This window comes from Gordonia sp. NPDC003424 (genome assembly GCF_053588655.1).
Window position 1 is genome coordinate 111724 of sequence record NZ_JBSFQJ010000013.1, and the last position, 20935, is coordinate 132658.

Annotated in this window: 19 protein-coding genes; 3 read left to right on the top strand and 16 right to left on the bottom strand. The window is 68.6% G+C overall.

Translation table 11 applies throughout. The features are described from left to right. Positions 1 to 91: 91 nt before the first annotated feature. The 4 genes from ACWDTI_RS18640 to ACWDTI_RS18655 all read right to left on the bottom strand — a co-directional run bounded on the left by ACWDTI_RS18640 (position 92) and on the right by ACWDTI_RS18655 (position 3873). Positions 92 to 889 carry an ABC transporter permease gene (locus ACWDTI_RS18640; protein ID WP_449739591.1) on the bottom strand — a complete coding sequence of 266 codons (798 nt, stop codon included), beginning with the start codon at positions 887 to 889 and terminating at the stop codon, positions 92 to 94. Further along, positions 886 to 1659, bottom strand: coding sequence for an ABC transporter permease (locus tag ACWDTI_RS18645; RefSeq protein ID WP_449739592.1), 774 nt, complete (start codon positions 1657 to 1659; stop codon positions 886 to 888). The genes ACWDTI_RS18640 and ACWDTI_RS18645 overlap by 4 nt, the downstream gene beginning before the upstream one ends. Then, the gene (locus ACWDTI_RS18650) at positions 1652 to 2497 is read right to left on the bottom strand and encodes an ABC transporter ATP-binding protein (RefSeq protein WP_449739593.1); all 846 of its coding nucleotides are present in this window, start codon (positions 2495 to 2497) and stop codon (positions 1652 to 1654) included. Before ACWDTI_RS18650 ends, ACWDTI_RS18645 begins: the two co-directional genes overlap by 8 nt. Before the next feature lie 83 nt (positions 2498 to 2580). Next, positions 2581 to 3873: a DNA polymerase III subunit delta' gene (locus ACWDTI_RS18655; protein ID WP_449739594.1), complete on the bottom strand. Its 1293-nt coding sequence runs from the start codon at positions 3871 to 3873 to the stop codon at positions 2581 to 2583. Between the two features lie 170 nt (positions 3874 to 4043). On the opposite strand from ACWDTI_RS18655, the gene ACWDTI_RS18660 reads away from it, so the two are divergent. Then, a complete protein-coding gene (locus tag ACWDTI_RS18660; RefSeq protein ID WP_449739641.1) occupies positions 4044 to 5528 on the top strand; it encodes an adenylate/guanylate cyclase domain-containing protein in 1485 nt (494 codons plus the stop codon). Positions 5529 to 5646: 118 nt separating this feature from the next. Here the strand turns inward: ACWDTI_RS18660 and topA are convergent, their stop codons facing one another. The 3 genes from topA to ACWDTI_RS18675 all read right to left on the bottom strand — a co-directional run bounded on the left by topA (position 5647) and on the right by ACWDTI_RS18675 (position 9933). Next, positions 5647 to 8658 (bottom strand): type I DNA topoisomerase, encoded by a 3012-nt coding sequence (topA, locus tag ACWDTI_RS18665; RefSeq protein ID WP_449739595.1) that lies wholly within the window; start codon positions 8656 to 8658, stop codon positions 5647 to 5649. 337 nt (positions 8659 to 8995) lie between these two features. After that, complete coding sequence (locus tag ACWDTI_RS18670; RefSeq protein ID WP_449739596.1) at positions 8996 to 9583, bottom strand: hypothetical protein; 588 nt, start codon at positions 9581 to 9583, stop codon at positions 8996 to 8998. A gap of 146 nt (positions 9584 to 9729) precedes the next feature. Further along, positions 9730 to 9933 (bottom strand): cold-shock protein, encoded by a 204-nt coding sequence (locus ACWDTI_RS18675; protein ID WP_004022110.1) that lies wholly within the window; start codon positions 9931 to 9933, stop codon positions 9730 to 9732. 327 nt (positions 9934 to 10260) lie between these two features. On the opposite strand from ACWDTI_RS18675, the gene ACWDTI_RS18680 reads away from it, so the two are divergent. After that, positions 10261 to 12621, top strand: coding sequence for a DEAD/DEAH box helicase (locus tag ACWDTI_RS18680; RefSeq protein ID WP_449739597.1), 2361 nt, complete (start codon positions 10261 to 10263; stop codon positions 12619 to 12621). Here the strand turns inward: ACWDTI_RS18680 and ACWDTI_RS18685 are convergent. The 8 genes from ACWDTI_RS18685 to ACWDTI_RS18720 all read right to left on the bottom strand — a co-directional run bounded on the left by ACWDTI_RS18685 (position 12595) and on the right by ACWDTI_RS18720 (position 18273). After that, entirely contained in the window at positions 12595 to 12954 is a 360-nt protein-coding gene (locus tag ACWDTI_RS18685) for an Rv3654c family TadE-like protein (RefSeq protein ID WP_449739598.1), read from the bottom strand. The two genes, ACWDTI_RS18680 and ACWDTI_RS18685, sit on opposite strands and share 27 nt — an antisense overlap. Beyond that, positions 12951 to 13262, bottom strand: a complete 312-nt coding sequence (locus ACWDTI_RS18690; RefSeq protein ID WP_449739599.1) for a TadE family type IV pilus minor pilin — start codon at positions 13260 to 13262, stop codon at positions 12951 to 12953. The genes ACWDTI_RS18685 and ACWDTI_RS18690 overlap by 4 nt, the downstream gene beginning before the upstream one ends. Before the next feature lie 59 nt (positions 13263 to 13321). Beyond that, the gene (locus tag ACWDTI_RS18695) at positions 13322 to 13540 is read right to left on the bottom strand and encodes a DUF4244 domain-containing protein (protein WP_449739600.1); all 219 of its coding nucleotides are present in this window, start codon (positions 13538 to 13540) and stop codon (positions 13322 to 13324) included. An 88-nt stretch (positions 13541 to 13628) separates the two neighbouring features. Beyond that, positions 13629 to 14237: a type II secretion system F family protein gene (locus tag ACWDTI_RS18700; protein WP_449739601.1), complete on the bottom strand. Its 609-nt coding sequence runs from the start codon at positions 14235 to 14237 to the stop codon at positions 13629 to 13631. Continuing rightward, on the bottom strand, positions 14234 to 15022 hold the full coding sequence (locus tag ACWDTI_RS18705) for a type II secretion system F family protein (protein ID WP_449739602.1): 789 nt from the start codon (positions 15020 to 15022) through the stop codon (positions 14234 to 14236). Before ACWDTI_RS18705 ends, ACWDTI_RS18700 begins: the two co-directional genes overlap by 4 nt. Then, positions 15019 to 16197, bottom strand: a complete 1179-nt coding sequence (locus tag ACWDTI_RS18710; RefSeq protein ID WP_449739603.1) for a TadA family conjugal transfer-associated ATPase — start codon at positions 16195 to 16197, stop codon at positions 15019 to 15021. Before ACWDTI_RS18710 ends, ACWDTI_RS18705 begins: the two co-directional genes overlap by 4 nt. Beyond that, positions 16194 to 17255, bottom strand: coding sequence for a septum site-determining protein Ssd (gene ssd, locus ACWDTI_RS18715; protein ID WP_449739604.1), 1062 nt, complete (start codon positions 17253 to 17255; stop codon positions 16194 to 16196). Before ssd ends, ACWDTI_RS18710 begins: the two co-directional genes overlap by 4 nt. Before the next feature lie 94 nt (positions 17256 to 17349). Beyond that, entirely contained in the window at positions 17350 to 18273 is a 924-nt protein-coding gene (locus ACWDTI_RS18720; protein WP_449739642.1) for an esterase/lipase family protein, read from the bottom strand. 417 nt (positions 18274 to 18690) lie between these two features. Between ACWDTI_RS18720 and ACWDTI_RS18725 the strand changes: the two genes are divergently transcribed. Continuing rightward, positions 18691 to 19551, top strand: coding sequence for an HAD family hydrolase (locus ACWDTI_RS18725; protein WP_449739605.1), 861 nt, complete (start codon positions 18691 to 18693; stop codon positions 19549 to 19551). A 606-nt stretch (positions 19552 to 20157) separates the two neighbouring features. On the opposite strand, the gene ACWDTI_RS18730 is transcribed toward ACWDTI_RS18725, so the two are convergent. Next, complete coding sequence (locus ACWDTI_RS18730) at positions 20158 to 20925, bottom strand: oxidoreductase (RefSeq protein WP_449739606.1); 768 nt, start codon at positions 20923 to 20925, stop codon at positions 20158 to 20160. Between the last annotated feature and the right edge of the window lie 10 nt (positions 20926 to 20935).

A 20935-nucleotide genomic window follows, 5' to 3' on the forward strand; every position in this document is an offset into this window, starting at 1 on the left:
GGAAAGACCGACGATCAAAAGTGCTGTTACCCAATGATTTTCCCACCCTGTTCACCCTTTCATCGAACCTTCTCGATCACTACCCGAACACTCATCTCGGGGTCATACCCATCTGCGCCAGAACCACCGATTCGACGACGCCCACGATCGCGTACAGCAGAATCGACGCGACGGTGATGACCAGCACCGACGCCCACAGCTCGTTGTAGGCCGCCGCGGGCAGCGCCTGCTGCAGGGTCGCGCCCAAACCCTTGTTGGTGCCCAGCCATTCGGCGACGGTCGCGCCGACCAGCGCACCCGGCACCGACACCTTGGCCGCGCTGAACAACGACGGCACCGCCGACGGGAGCGCCGCCTGCCGCAGCGACGTCACCCGCGTGCCGCCGTAGACGGTGATGACGTCGTTGATCTGCCGTGGCGCAGCGGCCAATCCGGTCATGATCATCACGAGCGCCGGGAAGAACACCACGATGCCGCCCATCACGGCGACCACGCCGATGCCGCGCCCGACGACGAGGGTGATCAGCGGGGTCATCGCGACCAGCGGCACCGAGCGCAGCAGCATGGCGATCGGCATGAAGGTCTGTGCCGCCGGCCGCGACATCACGAACACCGCGGCCACCACGATCGCCGCGACCATGCCCGTCACGAACCCGATTGCCGCGTCCACCAATGTGATCCGCAGGTTGCCTAGGATCTCCGCCCGGTTGGCCGCGGCATCCGGAGCGGTGAACAGGTAGGCGAACACATCGGCCGGGGTCTTCCCGATGATCGGTCCGATGTCGGGGAAGGCCAGCAGGAACAGCCACCAGACCACCAGGATCAAGAGGAACGAAACCAGCAGCGAACCCAGGAACTTCGCGATGTTCCAGGTCGCGCCGGCGGTCACGCGAACACCTCGGAGCCCGCGGCCCAGCGGGTGGCGAACTGCGCGATCACCGCGACGACCGCATAGCCGATGCCGGCGATCGCCCCGCTGATCAGCGCGATGGCCCACACCTGCGGGATGTCGCCGCGCTGCTGCGCGACGATCATCGCCGGCCCCGCGCCCTTGTCGGGCATGGCCAGGAACTCGCCGAGCACCGCGCCGAGCACCGCTGCGGGCGCGGCGATCTTGATGGCGGCCAACGTGTTCGGCAGCGCCGACACCGACCGCACCCGCCACAACTGGGCGATGCGGCCGCCGCCGTACACCCGCACCAGGTCGAGGCTGCCCTGATGCGGTGACCGCAGTCCGGTGAGCGTGCCGATCATGGTGGTGAAGAACACCGAGATCGCGGCGAGGAACACGATCATCGTCTGCACCTGGGTGAACGCCACCTGGATGATCGGCGCCACGGCGATGATCGGGGTGCAGTAGGAGATGATCGCGAGTTGGGTGGCCAGCCCCTCGATCGGCGGGATCACCACGACCAGGATCGCCAGCACGATGGCCAGGGCGTTGCCCCACAGGAAGCCGCGCAGGGCGAGTTCGACTGTGGTGGAGAAGTTCTCGACATAGAACGACGCCCCGGTGTCGGCGATCGTGGAAAGCACCGCGCCCGGCGTGGGGATGGTGCCGCCGAACCATCGGAGCGCGCCGGCGATCCACCACACCGCGATCACTCCGACGATGCCGGCCAGCCCGGCCACCCATCGACTGCCGGCGAGATCAGGCACTCGGCACCCCGGCCCCGGCGACGTCGTCGACAGATGCTCCGGAAGCCCTGCCGCCGAACAGGAGTCCGGAGAGATGATCGTGGATGGCGTGGAACTCGGGGGTGCGCAGCATCTCCGGCACACGCGGGCGTGGCAGGTCGATCGGCAGCATCTCGATCACGCGGCCCGGCCGGGGACTCATCACCGCGACGATGTCGGAGAGGAACACCGCCTCGGCGATGCCGTGGGTGACCATCAGTGTCGTCGCGGGCTTCTCGGTCCAGATCCGCAGCAGCTCGATGTTCAGCCGCTGACGCGTCATGTCGTCGAGCGCGCCGAACGGTTCGTCGAGCAACAGTGCGGTGGGTTTGACGACGAGCGCCCGCGCGATCGACACCCGCTGGCGCATGCCGCCGGACAGCGTCGCCGGCTTGGACTTCTCGAATCCGGTGAGTCCGACCAGGTCGATGAGGTCGGCGACGAGCCCGTCGTCGGCGGGTAGATGCCCTACCTGCAACGGCAGACGGATGTTCGACTCCACCGAGCGCCACGGCAGCAGCGCCGAGTCCTGGAACGCGATGCCGAGTTCGTGGTTGCGCTGCAGCTCGGCGGGCGATTGACCGTTCATCAGTGCGGATCCGGATGTCGGCTGTTCGAGTCCGGCGAGAATGCGCAGGACGGTGGACTTGCCGCAGCCGGACGGTCCGAGCAGCGAGAGGAACGAGCCTTCGGGCGTGGCGATCGTGACGTCGTCGAGCGCGGTCACCGCCTGCCGGCCGCGCGCCGAACGCGTCGTGAAGGTCTTGGTGAGATTCGTGATGTCGATGCCGGTGCCCGGCGGCCGCTCCGCTGCACTCATGATCGCCGACGTTAGGACCCGGCTGTTGCTGCCTGATTAAGGACTCGTAACCCTCGGCGACGAACCTGCAATCGCCGGATCGGTCAGATACCCGCCGGTTCGCCCCGCATCACGAGCCCGATCGTCGCAACCATCGAATCGACCGCGAACTTCGGTTTCACGTTCATGTCCAGCGCGGTGCGGCATTCGAGTACCGCTTCCACGCAACGCAGCAACTGCTCCGACGACGCGAACCCGGCCATCGGTGCGACGAGGTCACCGGCCTTGTCGGGATGCATCGCGGTGACCTGCGCGCCGACCGAGACGACGAGGGCGTCGCGGAACAGCGCCGCCAGATCGACGAGCGCGCGGTCGAGCACGTCACGCGAGACCCGGGTGGCCCGGGACTTCTGCTTGCGCTCGAGTTCCTTGAGCGCACCGGCGGTGCCGCGCGGCGGCCGCGCGGTGCCCTTACCCGTTCCGCCGGCGCCGAGCGCGGTCTTCATCTCCTCGGTCTCGGCCTCGTCGAGTTCGGCGCTGATCGCCTTGGCCGCAGCCTCGGCCGAGCGGACCAGTTCCTCGGCCGCCGCGTAGGCGGTGGCGTCCCGGGTCGCCGCACGGGCCAGGCCGAGCGCCTTCTCGCGTTGTGCCCGGGCGTCGGGATCGGTCGCGAGTCGTTTGGCCCGGCCGATGTGACCGCCGCACACCGACGCCGCCCACGCCGCATCCTCGGTTGACAGACCGTCACGCTCGACGAGCACCCGCTCGATGTCGGCGACCGACGGGGTGGTCAGCGCGACGTGCCGACAACGTGACCGCAGGGTCACCGAGATGTCCTCCGGATCCACCGACGGCGCGCACAACAGGAACACCGTCCGCGAGGGCGGTTCCTCGACGACCTTCAGCAACGCGTTGGCCGCCTGCTCGGTGAGCCGATCGGCGTCCTCGACGATGACGATCTGCCAGCGCCCGGTCCCCGGCCGGCGGGACGCCGTCTGCACGATCTCGCGCATCGAGTCCACCGACAGGCTCAGCCCCTGCGGCACGATGTGCCGGATGTCGGCATGCGTCTGCGCCATCGCCGTCACGCATGCCCGGCATTCGCCGCAGCCGACCTCGTCGTCGGAATGGCACTGCAGGGCCGCGGCAAAACAGGTCGCGGCGACCGACCGGCCGCTGCCCGGCGGCCCGGTGAACAGCCACGCGTGGGTCATGGCCGCCCGGGACTGTCCGTCCGGGGCGGCGCCGGTGTCGGCCGAGCCGTCCGAGAACATACTGAGCGAACCCATGTCGGCCTCATCGAGTCGCGCGGACACACCACGCGCGGCCCACGCCGCCGCGCGCAGCTCGTCGGCCACCGCCGACTGACCGATGAGGCGCTCGAAGACATTCGTCACATCGACACACTAACGCGCAGATCAGACATGTCCGGATGTCGCGCGTGTTTAACAATTGCAAGCAGCCAGCTATTTTAGAACGTGTGGTTGAACGTCGGTCCCGGTGGTCAAAGGCCCAGCACCTGGGTCGTTGGCTGGTGCACACCCCGTGGCCGATCCTTGCCCTCGACATGCTCCGCGCGAACGTCATCGGGGCCCTGTTCACCTTCGCGTTCCTCCGGTTCGGCATGCCACTCGAGGATTCGATCCGGTTCGACGAGATCACCGCACTCAACCAGGCGATCTTCGCGATCTACCTGGTGGTCGCGATGCTGGTCGGCGCCATCGCGTCGATCCAACTGTCGCTACCGGTGCTCATCTGGCATCGGCGACGGACCCGGCTCGACAACGAGACCGCCCGTCGCCGCGCACTGAAACTGCCGTACCTGCTGACCGTCGTGAACGCGGCGCTGTGGGTCATCGGCGGTGTGCTGTTCACCCTCGTCAACTTCGCGGTGTCACACAAGGACGCGTTCATCGTCGCGATGGCGTCGGCGATCGGTGCGCTGGTGACCTGTGTGCTCTCCTACATGCAGGCCGAGAAGGTCCTGCGGCCGATCACCGTCGCGGCGATGGCCAACGACCCCGATGCGGCCGTCGCGCCCGGCGTGACCACCCGTATCGCGGTGTTCTGGGTGATCAGTGTGGTGGCGCCGCTCGCGGTGATCATCGGGTTGATCACCATGCAGCGCCTCGGATGGATCGACACCGATGCCACCGGGCTGCAGCGTCCCATCCTGTGGATGTCGGCGTCGGCGCTGGCGTTCAGCCTCATCGCGATCGTGCGCGTGGTCGCGGCCATCAACGACCCGATCAAGCAGCTGCGTCGTGCGCAGAGCAAGGTCAGCGACGGCGACCTGAACGTCGCCGTGAAGATCTACGACGGCAGCGACCTCGGGCTGCTGCAGGCCGGCTTCAACGACATGGTCGCCGATCTCCGGGAGCGGCAGCAGCTGCGCAACCTGTTCGGCCGCTACGTCGGCGAGGACGTCGCCCGCCGCGCGATCGAGACGGGCACCGAGCTCGGCGGCGAGGAACGCTACGTCGGGGTCCTGTTCGTCGACATCGTCGGCTCGACACGGCTCGCGGTCAATCGGCCGCCACGCGAGGTCGTCGAATTGCTCAACGAGTTCTTCCGGGTCGTGGTGGCGGTCGTGGGCCGGCACGGCGGGTTCGTCAACAAGTTCCAGGGTGACGCGGCCCTGGCGATCTTCGGTGCGCCGCTGGACCTCGACGACTTCGCCGGCCGGGCCCTGGCGTCGGCACGCGAACTGCGCATCGAGCTGTACCGGACGCTCGGCGACACCGACATCGGCATCGGCGTCTCCGCCGGCAAGGCGATCGCCGGACACATCGGCTCCGAGCAGCGGCTGGAGTACACGGTCATCGGTGACCCGGTGAACGAGGCGGCCCGGCTGACCGAACTCGCCAAGGACGAGCCCACCCGGGTCCTCGGGTCGGCCCGTGCGGTGTTCCTGGCGTCACCGGAGGAAGCCGAGAACTGGGACATCGGCGAGGGTGTCGAGCTGCGCGGCCGCGGGATCGAGACCCTGCTGGCCCGCCCGCGGGTGGACCCGGTGGACACCAGCCCGATTCCGGTCACCGTGGCGAAGTAGCCGGGCATCCGGTTCGGACGCGCGCCGGCGGGCTGCTGAGATTGGCCCCGTCAGCCCGGTCCGAGGGGATATGCCCCCCGGTGGTCGCTCACGGCGCTGATCTCAGCCGCCGACGGGATTACTCCGATTCCGGTGCCGCCTTCTTCGCCGTTGTTTTCTTGGCCGCCGTCTTCTTGGCCGCCGTCTTCTTGGCCGCGGTCTTCTTGGCCGCCGCCTTCTTCGCGGGCGCCTTCTTCTTGGCGGCCTTCTTGACCGGGCCACGCGCGCGACGGTCGGCGAGCAGTTCCATCGCGCGTTCCGGCGTGATCGTCGCGACCTCGTCGCCCTTGCGCAGGCTGGCGTTGGTCTCACCGTCGGTCACGTACGGGCCGAAGCGTCCGTCCTTGATGACCATCGGCTTCTCGCTGACGGAATCGTTGCCCAGTTCGCGCAGCGGGGGTGCGGCGGCCTGCCGGCCGCGACGCTTGGGCTCGGAGTAGATCCTCAGCGCCTCCTCGAGCGTGATGTCGAAGAGTTGCTCCTCGCTCGTCAGCGACCGCGAGTCGGTGCCCTTCTTGAGGTAGGGACCGTAACGCCCGTTCTGCGCCGTGATCTCCTCGTTCGAAGCCGGATCGACGCCGACCACCCGCGGCAGCGACAGCAACTTGAGCGCGTCGTCGAGGGTGACCGTGGAGATGTCCATGGTCTTGAACAGCGATCCGGTGCGCGGCTTGGGACCGGTCTTCCGCCGTCCTGAGCCTGTCGAAGGGTTGGCAGCCTTCTTCGCGGTCTTCTTCGCCGTCTTGGTGGCCGTGCCACCAGCCGAGGGTTCGTCGTCGAGCGGCACCACCGCACCGTTCGCGCCGGCACCCCCGTCGGTCGGGGTCGGGCCCGCCGAGACGGTCGCCGGGGCCGAACCGTCGCCGTCGTCGTCGGACGGCAGGATCTCGGTCACGTACGGACCGAAGCGGCCCTCCTTGGCGACGATCTCATGTCCGGTCGCCGGATCGTGGCCGAGCGAACGGCCTTCCTGCGGCGTCGCGAAAAGCTTCTCCGCGACCGAGAGGGTGAGCTCGTCGGGGGTGATGTCGGCGGGCAGATTGGCCCGCTGCAGGTCCGGCTCGGCATCCGGCGACGCGACATTGCGCTCCAGATAGGGGCCGTACCGGCCCACCCGGACATACACGGGACGGCCGTCTTCGTCGTCGAAGAGGCGGATCGAGTTGACCTCGCGTGCGTCGATCTCCTCGAGGTTCACGCCGACGAGCTGCTTGAGGCCGCCGTGCTTGGCGATGTCGGAGCCGGCGATCTCGGAGTTGTGTTCGGCGTTGGGCGCGTCGTCGCCGAAGTAGAACTCGGTCAGCCACCGCGTGCGGTTCTCGCGGCCACTGGCGATCTGGTCCAGGTCGTCCTCGAGGGACGCGGTGAAGTCGTAGTCGACGAGGTTCTGGAAGTAGGCCTCCATCAGCCCGACGACGGCGAACGCGATCCACGACGGGACGAGGGCGTTGCCCTTCTTCACCACGTAGCCGCGGTCCTGGATCGTGCCGATGATCGACGCGTACGTCGACGGGCGGCCGATGCCGAGTTCTTCGAGCACCTTGACCAGCGACGCCTCGGTGTAGCGGGCGGGCGGGTTGGTGGAGTGACCGTCCGCGGTGACGTCGGTGGCGGTGAGTCGCTGACCCTCGGTCAGCTGCGGGAGGCGGTTCTCCTCGTCGTCGGCCTGGCCGCCGGTCTGCTCGTCGACGGTCTCCACGTACGCCGACAGGAAGCCGGGGAAGGTGATGGTCCGGCCCGACGCCGCGAAGGTGGCGCGCTCGCCCGTCGACGCGGTGCCGGCGATGCGCAGGCTCATGGTGGTGCCCTTGGCGTCGGCCATCTGGGAGGCGACGGTTCGCTGCCAGATCAGCTCGTACAGGCGGAACTCGTCGGCCTCGAGCTGACCGGCCACCTGACCCGGGGTACGGAAGCTCTCCCCGGCCGGACGGATCGCCTCGTGCGCTTCCTGCGCGTTCTTGACCTTGCGGTTGTACTGGCGCGGCGTCGGATGCACGAACGCGCCGCCGTACAGTTCGCGGGCCTGCGCGCGGGCGGCGTTGATGGCCGACTCGGACAGCGTCGTCGAGTCGGTACGCATGTAGGTGATGAAGCCGTTCTCGTAGAGCCGCTGCGCGATGCGCATGGTGCGGTCCGACGAGAAGCGCAGCTTGCGGCCGGCCTCCTGCTGCAGCGTCGAGGTCATGAACGGCGCGTACGGACGTCGGGTGTAGGGCTTCTCCTCCACCGACGTGACGGCCATGTCGGCGTTCTGCAGCGCCTCGGCCAGCCGGGTCGCGCGGGCGCCGTCGAGCACCACGACACCGTCGGACTTCTTGAGACCACCGCGGGCATCGAAGTCACGTCCGGTCGCGACGCGGGCGTCGTCGAGCGAGACGAGGCGCGCCCCGAACGTGGACGGCTTGACCGAGTCGCCCGCATCCATCGTGGCGGCGATGTCCCAGTAGTCGGCGGACACGAACGCCATCCGCTCGCGTTCCCGCTCGACGATGATCCGTGTCGCCACCGACTGCACGCGGCCCGCCGACAGCTTCGGCATGACCTTCTTCCACAGCACGGGCGACACCTCGTAGCCGTAGAGGCGGTCGAGGATGCGGCGCGTTTCCTGGGCGTCGACGAGGTCGATGTCGAGGTCGCGGGGATTCTCGGCGGCCGCACGGATCGCCGGCTCGGTGATCTCGTGGAACACCATTCGCTTGACCGGAATCCGGGGCTTGAGCGTCTCCAGGAGATGCCAGGCGATGGCCTCACCCTCACGGTCACCGTCGGTGGCGAGATAGAGCTCGTCGACGTCCTTCATCAACGACTTCAACTCGGAGACGGTCGACTTCTTGTCCGGGGACACGACGTAGAGCGGTTCGAAGTTGTCGTCGACGTTCACGCCGAGCCGCGCCCACGGTTCGCCCTTGTACTTGGCCGGTACGTCGGCCGCGCCGCGCGGCAGGTCGCGGATGTGGCCGCGCGAGGATTCCACCACGTAGTTCGACCCGAGGTATCCCGCGATCTTGCGGGCCTTGGTCGGGGACTCGACGATCACCAGTCGTCGGGTCGGGCTCCCAGTCCTGGGAGTGGCGGTGCTGGTCTCGGCCACCGGGCGTCCTTACGTCGCTTCGCTGCTCATTGAGCTACTCGTTGAGGTTTGTACCTTATATATAGGGCTGTTTGCACATCCGTATTCCGCGCAGATTATTCGCCGCCGGTCGGCGATGGCCACGGCGGAGGGCATCAGCGCAGGTCAGAGCCGCTGCGCCTGGGTCACGTTGCCGACTCCACGACGTGGGTGTTGCGACACATCCCGCGACTGCGGATGCCGAGCGTACCGGGCTCCCTTGTTCCCATGACGCTGCAGTATGCCGCACCGGTGACGTCGGGACTGGTCAAACGTCCAGGTTTGTGCGGAGGGCAACCGCTCAGAAGCCCGCGACCACTCAGAACCCCGCGACGATCGGCCAGTGTGCGAGCGCCTCGGCGTTCGCGGGTGGTTCACCGACGTACTCGATGAGATGCGTCAGTCGGCGCTTGCCGGCGATACGCAGGGCGGGCGACTGACCGCGGGTCCCGACAAGCGTCGGGGCGATCCCCACCCGCATGAGTGCCGTCGCGAGCGCCGCATGGGTCTCGGGGGCGTGCGGATCGAGGCCGAGGAGATATCGATCGCCCTCCCGATCGCCCGCGGCGATGGTCCACAGTCGCAGCGCGCGAGGCGTCGGCACCCAGCCGGCGGGCATCGCCTTGACCGCTCCCGCCGACCAGCGGCGGTGCAGCTCGTCGAGATCGTGGGTGTGCACGGTGCGGGCGATCGGGCTGCCCTCGTCGGTGGTCGACACCTCCGCATCAGCGCCCGTCTCGGCGATCTCCGCGACGAGAGCCCGTGCGCGCCAATCTTCGGCCACGACAATTGAGACCCGCGTACCGGTCTCGGAGCGGACCGCATGGCCATGCGCAGCCATCAATCCGGCGAGATCGTCGTACGCCGGTCGGTCGATCTGCGCCGAGAAGAACGACAACTGGCCCACACCCCGACATTACTGCGTCCAGAGTCCACAGTCGGGGCATGCGGCACGCGGGCCACGGCGTAAATGCACCGCTCCCGGCCACCATGCGGTGACCGGGAGCGGCGTTGCTCAAGCTCGCTGTGCAGCTTGTTGGGAGTGATTACTCCTTAGACGGCGCGGACGCCGGTGGCCTGCGGACCCTTGGTGCCCTGTCCCACCTCGAACTCGACGCGCTGGTTCTCCTCGAGGGTGCGGAAGCCCGAGCCCTGGATCTCGGAGTAGTGGACGAACACGTCATCGGACCCCTCGTCAGGCGCGATGAAGCCGAAGCCCTTTTCCGCGTTGAACCACTTCACAGTTCCCTGTGCCATTACTGCATTCCTTTTCATACATTCCAACTGACGCGACACGATGGTCTCGTGTCGTGGTCGGTTCCGACCGCCATACCTCGATGGACCCCGCGGAGAACCCGCAAACCAGCTTCAGTACCACGGCCACAACACGATCTCGCCTGACGACCGGGTCTCTCCGGAGTCTCACGAAAGCTGCGACCGCCACTAGTCAACCATGTCCGCGCCACATGCGATAGTCGCCCCAACCAAAGTGCACAAAAACCTGGTGAATCGCGGCGTGTCGGGGTCCGGCAGTACCATCAAAGTCCACATCGGCGAGCGCCGTCGATCGTTGAGTAAGCACCAATGCAGAGACACACATCGTTTGGCTCCGAACTCCTCGCCCGCAGCCTGGCCGGCACCGACAATGCCGCCGACTCGCTCACCCACCTCTCGGTAATCACCTCTCGGCCAGCATCTTTCGCCGACTGGCCGGAATGGGTGCCACCAGATCTGTTGGCTCTCTACCGTGAATCCGGAATCGAGAAACCCTGGATTCACCAAACGCTCTCCGCCGATCACGCTTTTCGCGGAAATCACGTCGCACTGTGCACCGGTACGGCCTCGGGAAAGTCATTGGCGTACCAGTTACCCATTCTGACCTCGATGATGAACGATCCGAATTCGACGGCGTTGTATCTTTCACCGACCAAGGCGCTCGGCGCCGACCAGATCCGTTCGGTGACTTCACTACTCACGGCACCGGGCCCGACACCACGCGGTCGTCCGTTGTTCACACATCTGCAACCTTGCGCCTACGACGGCGACACCGATCCGGAGATCCGGCAGTGGGCCCGCGCGCACTCCCGGTGGATCTTCACCAACCCCGACATGCTGCACATCGGCATCCTGTCGGGGCACGCGCGGTGGCGGCACTTCTTCCGGCACCTGCGATACATCGTCGTCGACGAATTCCACCACTATCGAGGCGTGTTCGGGTCGCATACCGCACTTGTATTGCGTCGCCTGTTGCGGATCGCACGGTCTGCCGGTGCCGATCCGGTCGTGATCGGCGCCAGTGCGACGATGGCCGAACCGGCGGCCGCGCTGACCCGGCTGATCGGTGAAACCGCGGTCGAGGTCACCGAAGACGGTTCGCCCCGGGGCGAACGGACCATCGCCCTCTGGGAGCCGGGTTTTCTCCCGGCCGTCACGGGCGAGAACGGAGCACCGGTGCGTCGCTCGGCGGGTGCCGAATCGGCCCGACTGCTGGCCGATTTCGTCGTCGAGGGTGCGCGCACCCTGTGCTTCGGCCGCAGCCGGCGCGGCGTCGAGGTGACCGCCCGACAGGCTCGACATCTGCTGTCGCAGACCGCGCCCGAACTGGTCGGCAAGGTCGCCGCCTACCGCGCCGGCTATCTCGCCGACGACCGGCGGCGACTCGAGCAGGCCATCACCGACGGCGACCTGGTCGGTGTCGCCACCACCAACGCCCTCGAACTCGGCGTCGACATCAGTGGCCTCGACGCGGTGATCGTCGGTGGCTATCCCGGGACCGTCGCGTCGTTCTGGCAACAGGCCGGGCGCGCGGGACGTCAACGCACATCGGGCGATTCCCTCGTGGTGCTCGTCGCGCGCGACGACCCGCTCGACACCTATCTCGTGCACCACCCCGAGGCGTTGCTGTCGCGCCCGATCGAGACGACGGTCACCGACCCCACCAACCCGCACATCCTCGCACCGCATCTGCTCTGCGCGGCAACCGAACTGCCCCTGCGCGACAGCGAGATCGAGGCCTGGGGCGCCGTCGATGCGGTCGCCGAGTTGGCCGCGGACGGAAAACTCAAGCACCGCAAGGCGGGCTGGTACGTGGCCGCCGGACTCGACCCGCACGCCGACATCGACATCCGCGGCGGCATCGGCGGTCAGGTCCTCATCGTCGACAGCACGTCGTCGCGGTTGCTGGGTACCGTCGACAGCGGTCGGGCACCGTCGACGGTGCATCCCGGCGCGCTGCACATCCACCAGGGCGAGTCCTATGTCGTCGACGAGCTCGACCTCACCGACGGTCTTGCCCTCGCACATCCGGAGGAACCGGACTGGACCACGTCGGCCCGCGAGATCACCGACATCACCATCACCGAGGTCGTGGAGCGCCGCGAGTGCGGCGCCATGGCGGTGGCACTTGTCGACGTCGACGTCACGCACCAGGTGATCGGCTACCTGCGCACCCTGCTCACCGGCGAGGTTCTCGACGCGGTGGAGCTCGACATGCCGCGGCAGACGCTGAGCACCCGTGCGGTGATGTACACGGTGCCGCCCGAGGCGCTCGATGCGGTCGGCGTGACGGCCGGTCTCGTCCCGGGGGCGCTGCACGCCGCCGAGCACGCGGCGATCGGCATGCTGGGCCTGGTGGCGTCCTGCGACCGCTGGGACATCGGCGGGCTGTCGACCAACATGCATCCCGACACCGGACTGCCGACGGTCTTCGTCTACGACGGCCACATGGGTGGCGCGGGTTTCGCCGATCGGGGCTTCGCCGCTTTCGAGATCTGGATGACGGCCACCCGCGACGCGATCTCGAGCTGCCGCTGTGACAGCGGCTGCCCATCGTGCGTGCAATCCCCGAAGTGCGGCAACGGGAACGACCCGCTCGACAAGCCGGGTGCGCTCGCGGTCCTCGGGCTCGTCGGCCGGGAGTCAATCGACCGGCCCGGCGCGCGCTGAGGCCACGGCCTGCCGCAACCCGAAGGGACCGAGCGCCACGCGGACTCCGGCGCGAACCACCACGTCCGCACCGACCGCCCCGCAGCTGACGAGCTCCGCGCCGGTCCGTTGTTCGGCGGCCACCGCCCGAGCCGTGGCGCACGGGTCCGCCGCCCCGTCGACATGGCGCATCGCCGCGGCGAGGGCGGCGAGATCGGCGGCCGACTGGGCCCGATGTCGGGCGAGGACGGCGGCGCCGAGATACAGCCCCGCGACGATGGCCGCCATGAGCGCCGCGATCGCGAATGCCCCGAGGACCGTCGCGACGCCCCGATCGTCTCGCCACACCGTCATGGCGCCGAGGGCTCCTTGATCGCGACGGCATGCGCCGACAACTCGACGGTCGGCAACACGGGCATCGACGCCCGTACGTCCACCGTGACGCGAGACCCGTCGTCGGCGACGAGAATCCGCGCGTCCGGTCCGGCGATGCGGACGCCGGCGTCACGGGCGCGTGCGTCGCCGGCCGCCGTCAGGCGGGCGATCTCCCGTGCCGCGTCGGTGCAGCGGATCTGCGTGGTCACCCCGATCACCGCACCGACGCCGAGGACCACCACCGCGACGACCGCCGCTATCGCGTAGGCGGCCTCGACGGTCACCATGCCGCGATCGTCGCACCAGATGCGGAACGGCGACAATCGCTTACGGACTCTGCCCACCGTCAGTTCACCGACGTGTTCAGCGCCTTGGTGATGATTCCGGTGAGCGCACTGACGACGTTGTCCCCCGACACGACGGTGTACAGAATCGCGCCGAAGGCGGCCGCCGCGATGGTGCCGATGGCGTATTCGGCCGTCGACATGCCCTCGTCGTCGGCGATCAACCGCCGGACCCCGTCGCCGAGGGTTGCGAAACGTGTACGGAAAGGGTTGTGCTGCACGATGTTCAACCTCCTCAGGCACCCTGTGCGCCTTGTACTGATTAGACGCACGAACTCCCCGATCGGCTCCATCGGAATGCGCCCCGGTTCACCCGAGGATGCCGCCCGCGAGTCCCACCACGACGGGCACGATCCCGAGGCACACGAACGCGGGCAGGAAGGAGAGCCCGAGCGGCCCGCTGATCGCGACGCCGGCACGTTCGGCGGCCGCGGTGGCGGCGTCGTGCGCGCGGCGCCGGGTCTGCTCGGCGAGTTCGACCAGGCCGTCCGACACCACCGATCCGGCACGAGCCGACCGGCGGGAAAGTGCGGACATCCGCTCGAACGTCTCTGCCGCCAAACCGGATTCCCCCGATACGGTGCCGACGGACGGACCCCAGGCCTGCTCGGCGTCCGCCCCGAGTTCCAGCAGTTCGGCCGTCCGGCTGAGACGCTCGGCCAATGGCGACGGCGCCGACGCGGCGGCGATGACCAGTGCGGTCGGCGTGGGCAGCCCGGCGCGCAGGCACACCGCGAAGAGGTCGATGGTGGCGGCCGTGGCGAAGTGGTCGTCGCGGGCGGCGCGAGGCCACAGCCGGTGGCGCACGCCGGACCGCGCCGACGGCATCGCGATCACCCGATGCAGCGACCATCGCGACGACGGCCACACCCACAGTGCACCCGCCAGCGCCGCCAGCATCATCGGCGAGACCGTCACACCGCGACCGCGCGATCGACGATCCGGTCCGACCACAGCAAACCCGTTGCGGTCAAGAATGTTCCGACGATCAGAAGCATGCCGCCCCACCCTCCGCCGAGCAGTACCGCGATCGGATGCGCTCCCATCAGCTGGCCCAGGACGATGCCCAGCAGCGGCAGACCGGCCAGTACCGCGGCCGTCGCCCGAGGTCCGGCGAGGGACGCGCGTGTCCGGTCGGCGAACCGACGCCGGGCATGAAGATCCGCGCGCACCGCCTCGAGCAGATCGACGAGAGGCAGCCCGTGCCGATCCGCGAGTTCCCACGCGCGCGCCACCCGGTCGCGGGCCTGCCCGGAGTCGCCGCCGCTCCCGATCTGCCCACCGAGTTCCGCGCGTGCCGCCATCGAGGCCAGATACTCTGCCACAGAATGATTCTCGAGAGCCGAGTCCCTCAACTCGGCAGCCGCCGACGAGCAGGCCCGGACCGGCGGTGCACCCACCGACAGTTCGGCGATCATCACCGACAAGCCCGACACGAGGGCAGCCGCTTCGGCCTCCAGCGCCCTCTCGGTCAGCCGACGGCGCCGCCGACGCACCATCAGGCCGACCGCCACAGCGGCCACCACGGCCGGAGCGATACCCGAAACCACCAGCGTGACAATCGGGATGGAGATCGCCACGGGCCATCCGGAGACACCCCGGTGTCGGCTCGACGTGGCCTGGAGCGATCGCAGGCGATGCTCTGCGCGCGTGGCCGGCCACCACAGGACACCGACCGCACACGCCAGCAGTACCAGGCTCATCGCGCCGCCGTCCGCGAGGCACACAACCGTTCGAAGTCGGCGAGCGCACCGGTGAACCCACCCGTCCGGGTCCACACCGGACGAATCGTCACCAGCGCATCGGCCCCACGCTCGACCACCCCGATCTCGGTCAGCCCGCGCACACCATCCGGCGATCGCGAAACCGCTAGCACCACATGGCAGGCCGCAGCGAGCTGACTGTGCAGGGCAGCCCGGTCCATCCCCCCGAGCGCGGCCAACGCCTCCATCCGGGCGGGGACCTCGGCCGACGAGTTCGCGTGCAGTGTGCCGGCCGAGCCGTCGTGACCGGTGTTGAGCGCGGTGAGGAGATCGATGACCTCGGCACCACGGACCTCGCCGACGATGATGCGGTCGGGCCGCATCCGCAATGCCTGCCGCACCAGGGCCCGGACCGGAACCTCGCCCGCCCCTTCGACATTGGCGGTACGCGCGACGAGTCGGACGACGTGCGGATGCGGCGGGTCGAGTTCTGCGGCGTCCTCCACACAGAGAATGCGCTCGGCCGGGTGCATCGCGCCGATGAGCGCCGCGAGCAGCGTGGTCTTGCCGGAGCCGGTGTTGCCGACGACGAGGAACGCGAGCCGCGCCGCGAGCAGCGCCGTCAGCAACCCGACCACCTCGTCCGGGATCGCTCCCAGCGCGACCAGATCGTCGAAATCCCGGGTGGCCGTGCGCAACACACGCAGCGAGATACACGTGCCGTCTGCGGCCACCGGAGGTATCACCGCGTGCAACCGGACCGCATACCCGTTGCGGCCGACATCGGCCAGTTGTCCGTCCACCCAGGGCTGGGCGTCGTCGAGGCGCTTCCCCGCGCCGAGCGCGAGTCGTGTGGCGAGCCGCCGGACCGAATCGTCGTCGTCGAAGGTGATCGACGTGCGTTGCAGACCGCGCCCCCGATCCACCCAGACATGATCGGCACCGACGACGAGGATGTCGGCGACGTCGGGTTCGGCCAGCAGATGCTCGAGCCGTCCGGCGCCGATCAGCTCGGTCTGCAGGAACCGCAGTGCGGCAAGCAGATCCGTGTCTCCCAGCACCCCGCCCGATTCGGCGCGAATGGCGTCGGCGATCACCTCGGCGGTGGGTTCGGCGGCATCGGCCGCCAGCCGGTCCCGGACGCGATCGAGCAGGTGGCGGTGGGCTGTGGTCATGCGGCGACCTGCTGCGCCGCGAAGATCCGACGGCAGACGACGTCGGCCGCTCGTGTGAGGCCCTGTCGTGGGCGCAGCCGCAGACGGCCCGATTCCAGCCGCCCGGGTAGTGACGGATCGGACCGATACGCCGTCAGCAGCGGCAGTCCGATGGCGGTGGCGACGTCGGCGCCGCGCAAGCCGCCGGGTGCGGGCCCCCGCACCACCACCTCGGTCGGGACGTCGGCGCCACACACACGCCCGGCGACGGCTCTCGAGGATGCCACTCCGTGGACGGTCGCGGTCGTCACCACGACCACGAGGTCGACGGATTCGATCACCTCGCGCACGGCCTGGGTGTCGCCGCGTGGCAGGTCGACGACGACGGTGTCACCCTCGGCACGGCCGGCATCCATCGCCGCCCGGATCGCCTCGGGTGTCACCGCGCTGTGCACATCCCGGCGCGGTGCCAGCACCGACAGCCGGTCGGCCACCTTGGGCAGCGCGTCGTGCAGTGTCTGACCCCGCACGGTCCCGCCCCGGATCGACAGATCCTGCCACCGGAGTCCCGGCTGCGTCTCGATGCCGAGGACCAGGTCGATGCCGGCACCGAGGTCGTCGATGTCGAGCAGCAGCACCCGCCGGGCATCGTCGACGCCGACCAGCGCCACGGCCGCCGCCAAGGTGGTCGCGCCCGCGCCGCCGTGCCCACCGATGATCCCCACCGCGCCGCCCGGGCGCCGCCGCGGTGCACGCATGCCGGTCAAGGTGCCGACGAGTGCGGTTTCGTCGGCGGGGAGACCGAACGCATCATGGGCGCCGAGGCCGAGTGCGAGTCGCCAGGTGTCGGGCCGGGGTTCGGTGGCGCTGACCACGATGAGCCGGTCGCGTCGCGGCGGATGCAGTACCGCCAGATCGGCGACCGCGTCCGGATCGACCGCCACCGCGGCCGCGCGGAGCCACTCGCGCCGACAGTCGGCGGGGTCGGACACCACCATGCGGTACCCGGCGGCCGCAGCGCAGCGCGCGAGTGCGTCGCGAAGGTCGGGATGGACCAGGGCGAGGAGCTCATCGGTCATGGATCCGATGGTCACCCCTTCGTCGCACACCGCGACGACCCGCGGTGCACGAGACGGGGAATCTGTGGAATGCGGTCAGTCTGTGGACAAGGTGTCACCCGGTGATCGGCGGCACGAACTCGCACGGCACCCGCACGGGATGGGCCGGGTCGAGCGCATTGAGGACCATGTACGCCGCCCGTCGCGAACCGGCGAGCGCCGCATGTTCGCTGTAGTCGATCGGGCACCCGTCTTGCACGACGATGTTGCGCACCTGGTCACCGGGACGCCCGGGAACCTGCCCGCTCGTGTACGGCAGCACCAGTTCGTCGTACCGAGTGGAGATGTTGGTGTAGCGGATGCCCTTGACGTACGGGCTTCCGCCGCGCCAGATGGCCCGGTTCATCTCGCTCCCGGCGAGCATCTGCGAGCAGGCCCCGCACAGCGGGAGACCGGCGTCGCCGAGCACCCGCTGCGTGATCGGGGTGATCGGTGAGTCCACGAAGGTGCCGCGCCAGAGCGGGGCCAGCGAGACATAGTTGGTGACCTTCTTCGCACCACCGAGGTACTTGACGTAGTAGGTCGGCATGTAGGTGCCCTGCGAATGCCCGACGATGTCGACGGACTGCGCGCCGGTCGCCGCGAGGACGCGGTCGACGAACCGGGACAGCTGCGCGGCACTGTCCTCGATCCGGCCCATCCCGCCGATTGCGGACACGGGCCAGGGCGCCCCCGGCAGTGCGCCGTAGGTCGGCGCGAAGACGCAGTAGCCGCGGTTGGCGAGGGTGGCGACATAGGCACCCCAGTTGGTCTGCCGGGATCCGCCCGTGCCGTGCACCAGGACGACCGGGCGCGGGTGGGCGGCGCTCGGCCGGCAGGAGAGATCGTTGGAGCCCGGCAGTGAGCCGCCCGGATGCGCGAGCTCTGCCGGGATACCGGAGAGGAAGCTGTAGGTCTCGGGCAGCGGCGCCGCCGGGGCCCGCCCGGTCCCGAGACTCACCACCCCGCCGATGACGACGACGATGGCAGCAGCCACCAGTGCCATCCGAGCCCGAACACGCCGATGCTGGAACATCATTGATTCCTCCCCCTGCTCGACCCTGAACCTAGCAAGTGCTTGGTCGGGTGTCCATGGTGTCGCACGCGCAGCATCGAGTACGGCTCCGGAAGAGCCGACGGCGAGGGGAAGAAGGAGAAATCGGGCCCAGAAAGAGGACGACCCCGGCCAGGGGGGGAGGAGGCCGGGGTCATCGCGTTTCAGCCCCGGGGGGTCGGGCTGAAAGGCACCGGTTATTAACCGGTTGAGCCGACTATACACACGGGGCTCTGATCATTGCAACTACAACAAACACCCACCCCAGATCACGTTTTCATATCGCTGCCTGGGCATTCACGCTGCAATGCCGTTGCATCAGGGACTGTCACACGGGCCACCGGAGGACGTAGGCTGAGGCCGATGACCGACATCGAGGGGACCGCATCCGACTCGGATCAACCGGAGTCCGCCAGTGATTCGACGACGCGGGTCGCCGCGTTCTTCGATCTCGACAAAACGGTCATCGCCAAGTCCAGCGCACTCGCCTTCTCGCGTCCGTTCTTCGACGAGGGACTGATCAATCGGCGCACGGTCCTCAAGTCCAGCTACGCCCAGTTCATGTTCCTGGTGACCGCCGCCGACCACGATCAGGTCGAGAACCTCCGCCGGCACGTCACCAGCATGTGCCGGGGCTGGGATGTGGAACAGGTCCGCGAGATCGTCGACGAGACCCTGCACGACGTCGTCAACCCTCTCGTGTTCGCCGAGGCCGCCGAACTCATCGCCTCCCATCGGGAGCGCGGCCATGCCATCGTCCTGATCTCGGCGTCGGGACGCGAGATGGTCGAACCCATCGGGGCGCTGCTCGGGGTCGACCACGTCGAGGCGAGCGACATGCAGGTGGTGGACGGGCACTACACCGGAGAGCTCGACTTCTATTGCTACGGAGAGAACAAGGCCGCCGCCATGGTCGCTCTCGCCGAACGGCTCGGCTACGACCTCGCCGCGAGTCACGCCTACTCCGACTCGATCTCCGATCTGCCCATGCTCGCCGCGGTGGGACATCCGGTGGCAGTGAACCCCGACCGACAGCTGCGCCGCCACGCCGCCGATGCCGGCTGGCCGATCCTGGGCTTCAATCGGCCCGTGCCATTGCGCCGCCGCATCCCCACACCGTCGGTGCGCATGGCCATCGCGATCGCGGTCGGCGTGGGAGTCGCCGCGGCCAGTGCGCTCGTCCTGCGCTCGATTTCGGTACGGCAGAACCACTTCCGCCGATAGCCGGGTGTTTGTTCGCGCACCGGCCCGGTCCGAACATCACCACTCGATATTGGTCCGAAAGACCCTTGATGTGACTGCGGTCACGGTGTACAAAAGGGGTACGGAATCTCGGAAGGCCAAGTCCGAACCGGAAGAGAAGGAGCGGACCCCCACGCCGAGCACTTCCCAAGCACGGGCGGCAAGCACCCACGCGGAGCACGCCGCATAGAGGCAAAAGTGTTGTGCGCCTGCGATATCGCAGTTGGCACGGATACAAACCAGTGAACCGGAACAGCGGGCCGTCAACGGAGTTCACGGAACTCCGGTAGGGAACATGAGGAGTTCCCGTCGAGCCGGACGAATCGATCTGGTCAACGACGCACCATCTGATGCGCCAGACAGAACGAATCGATCCCAACCAACGCTCGATTCGATTGCACGGCACCAGCATTCCGTCCGGCGCAACCACTGGGGAGGCCGAGTCAGCGGACGGTCCCTCGCCGAGGCGATCCCACAACCCACCAAGCACGCTTGGTAACTTGAGTCCGTGCTTCGCGGGCGGCAACCCTGACCGATGATGTCGGTCGAGGTGGCCGCCCGCAGTGCGTTATCTCCTTGTCGTGCAAGTCATCCCGCTCGCGCGGCGTCCGCGATCGAGCGTGCCTCGCCGGCTCCCGACTCCAGCGCCTCGCAGCAGAGCACGATCCACTCGCCGATTCCCTTCGCGTCGCCGGCGGCGAAACGTGTGGACAGCGCACGGTACTCGTCGACTCGGCGCAACCACGTCACCTCGGGCACACCCAGGTTGTGCGGGTCCAATCCACTCGAGGTACACACCAGCCGGGACGCGGCCCGTGCGACCACGCCGTTGGCCGTCGGGAATGCAACCAGCCCCAACAGTTCGCCGTGCACCACGGCAGCGAGTACCGGAGCCGGTGCCGAGGTGGCGCCGGTGATCAACTGCCCGAGCAGGTCGAGTCGCTCGGCCACCTCCGGCGACGATCTCGGCCGGCCGAGGTCGTCGCGGTCTGTCACCAGATCGGCGGCCGCGAGCATGTGCAGTCGGGCGAAGGCCTGGGCGGGTGCGCGCCGGAACACCGCCGTCATCTGCTCGAGCGAATCGCCGTCGAGCGCCTGGGCCACGCGCATCGCACCCGCGAGGACCGGATCGTCGAAATCACCGTCGCGGCGCAGTTCGACGCTGCCCCCGTCGATGGCCGCCGACGACCGACCGGCCCGCCACGAGGCCTCCGTCGCGGTCTTGTCCCAGCCGCGCAGATTGGTCGGATGCCGGTGGACCGCGCCAAGGGCATCGCGCGCCCGCTCGGCCGCGGCGGCGACCCCGGGCAGCTCCAGCAGCGGCGCCAACGGATCGGAGGGGTCTCGGGAGGTCACGACTTCACAC

Coding starts and splice junctions, on each gene's coding strand:
- ACWDTI_RS18650 (WP_449739593.1), bottom strand. CDS start 2,497: ATGAGTGCAGCGGAGCGGCCGCCGGGCACCGGCATCGACATCACGAAT.
- ACWDTI_RS18660 (WP_449739641.1), top strand. CDS start 4,044: ATGCTCCGCGCGAACGTCATCGGGGCCCTGTTCACCTTCGCGTTCCTC.
- ACWDTI_RS18675 (WP_004022110.1), bottom strand. CDS start 9,933: ATGGCACAGGGAACTGTGAAGTGGTTCAACGCGGAAAAGGGCTTCGGC.
- ACWDTI_RS18680 (WP_449739597.1), top strand. CDS start 10,261: ATGCAGAGACACACATCGTTTGGCTCCGAACTCCTCGCCCGCAGCCTG.
- ACWDTI_RS18685 (WP_449739598.1), bottom strand. CDS start 12,954: ATGACGGTGTGGCGAGACGATCGGGGCGTCGCGACGGTCCTCGGGGCA.
- ACWDTI_RS18690 (WP_449739599.1), bottom strand. CDS start 13,262: ATGGTGACCGTCGAGGCCGCCTACGCGATAGCGGCGGTCGTCGCGGTG.
- ACWDTI_RS18705 (WP_449739602.1), bottom strand. CDS start 15,022: ATGAGCCTGGTACTGCTGGCGTGTGCGGTCGGTGTCCTGTGGTGGCCG.
- ACWDTI_RS18710 (WP_449739603.1), bottom strand. CDS start 16,197: ATGACCACAGCCCACCGCCACCTGCTCGATCGCGTCCGGGACCGGCTG.
- ssd (WP_449739604.1), bottom strand. CDS start 17,255: ATGACCGATGAGCTCCTCGCCCTGGTCCATCCCGACCTTCGCGACGCA.
- ACWDTI_RS18725 (WP_449739605.1), top strand. CDS start 18,691: ATGACCGACATCGAGGGGACCGCATCCGACTCGGATCAACCGGAGTCC.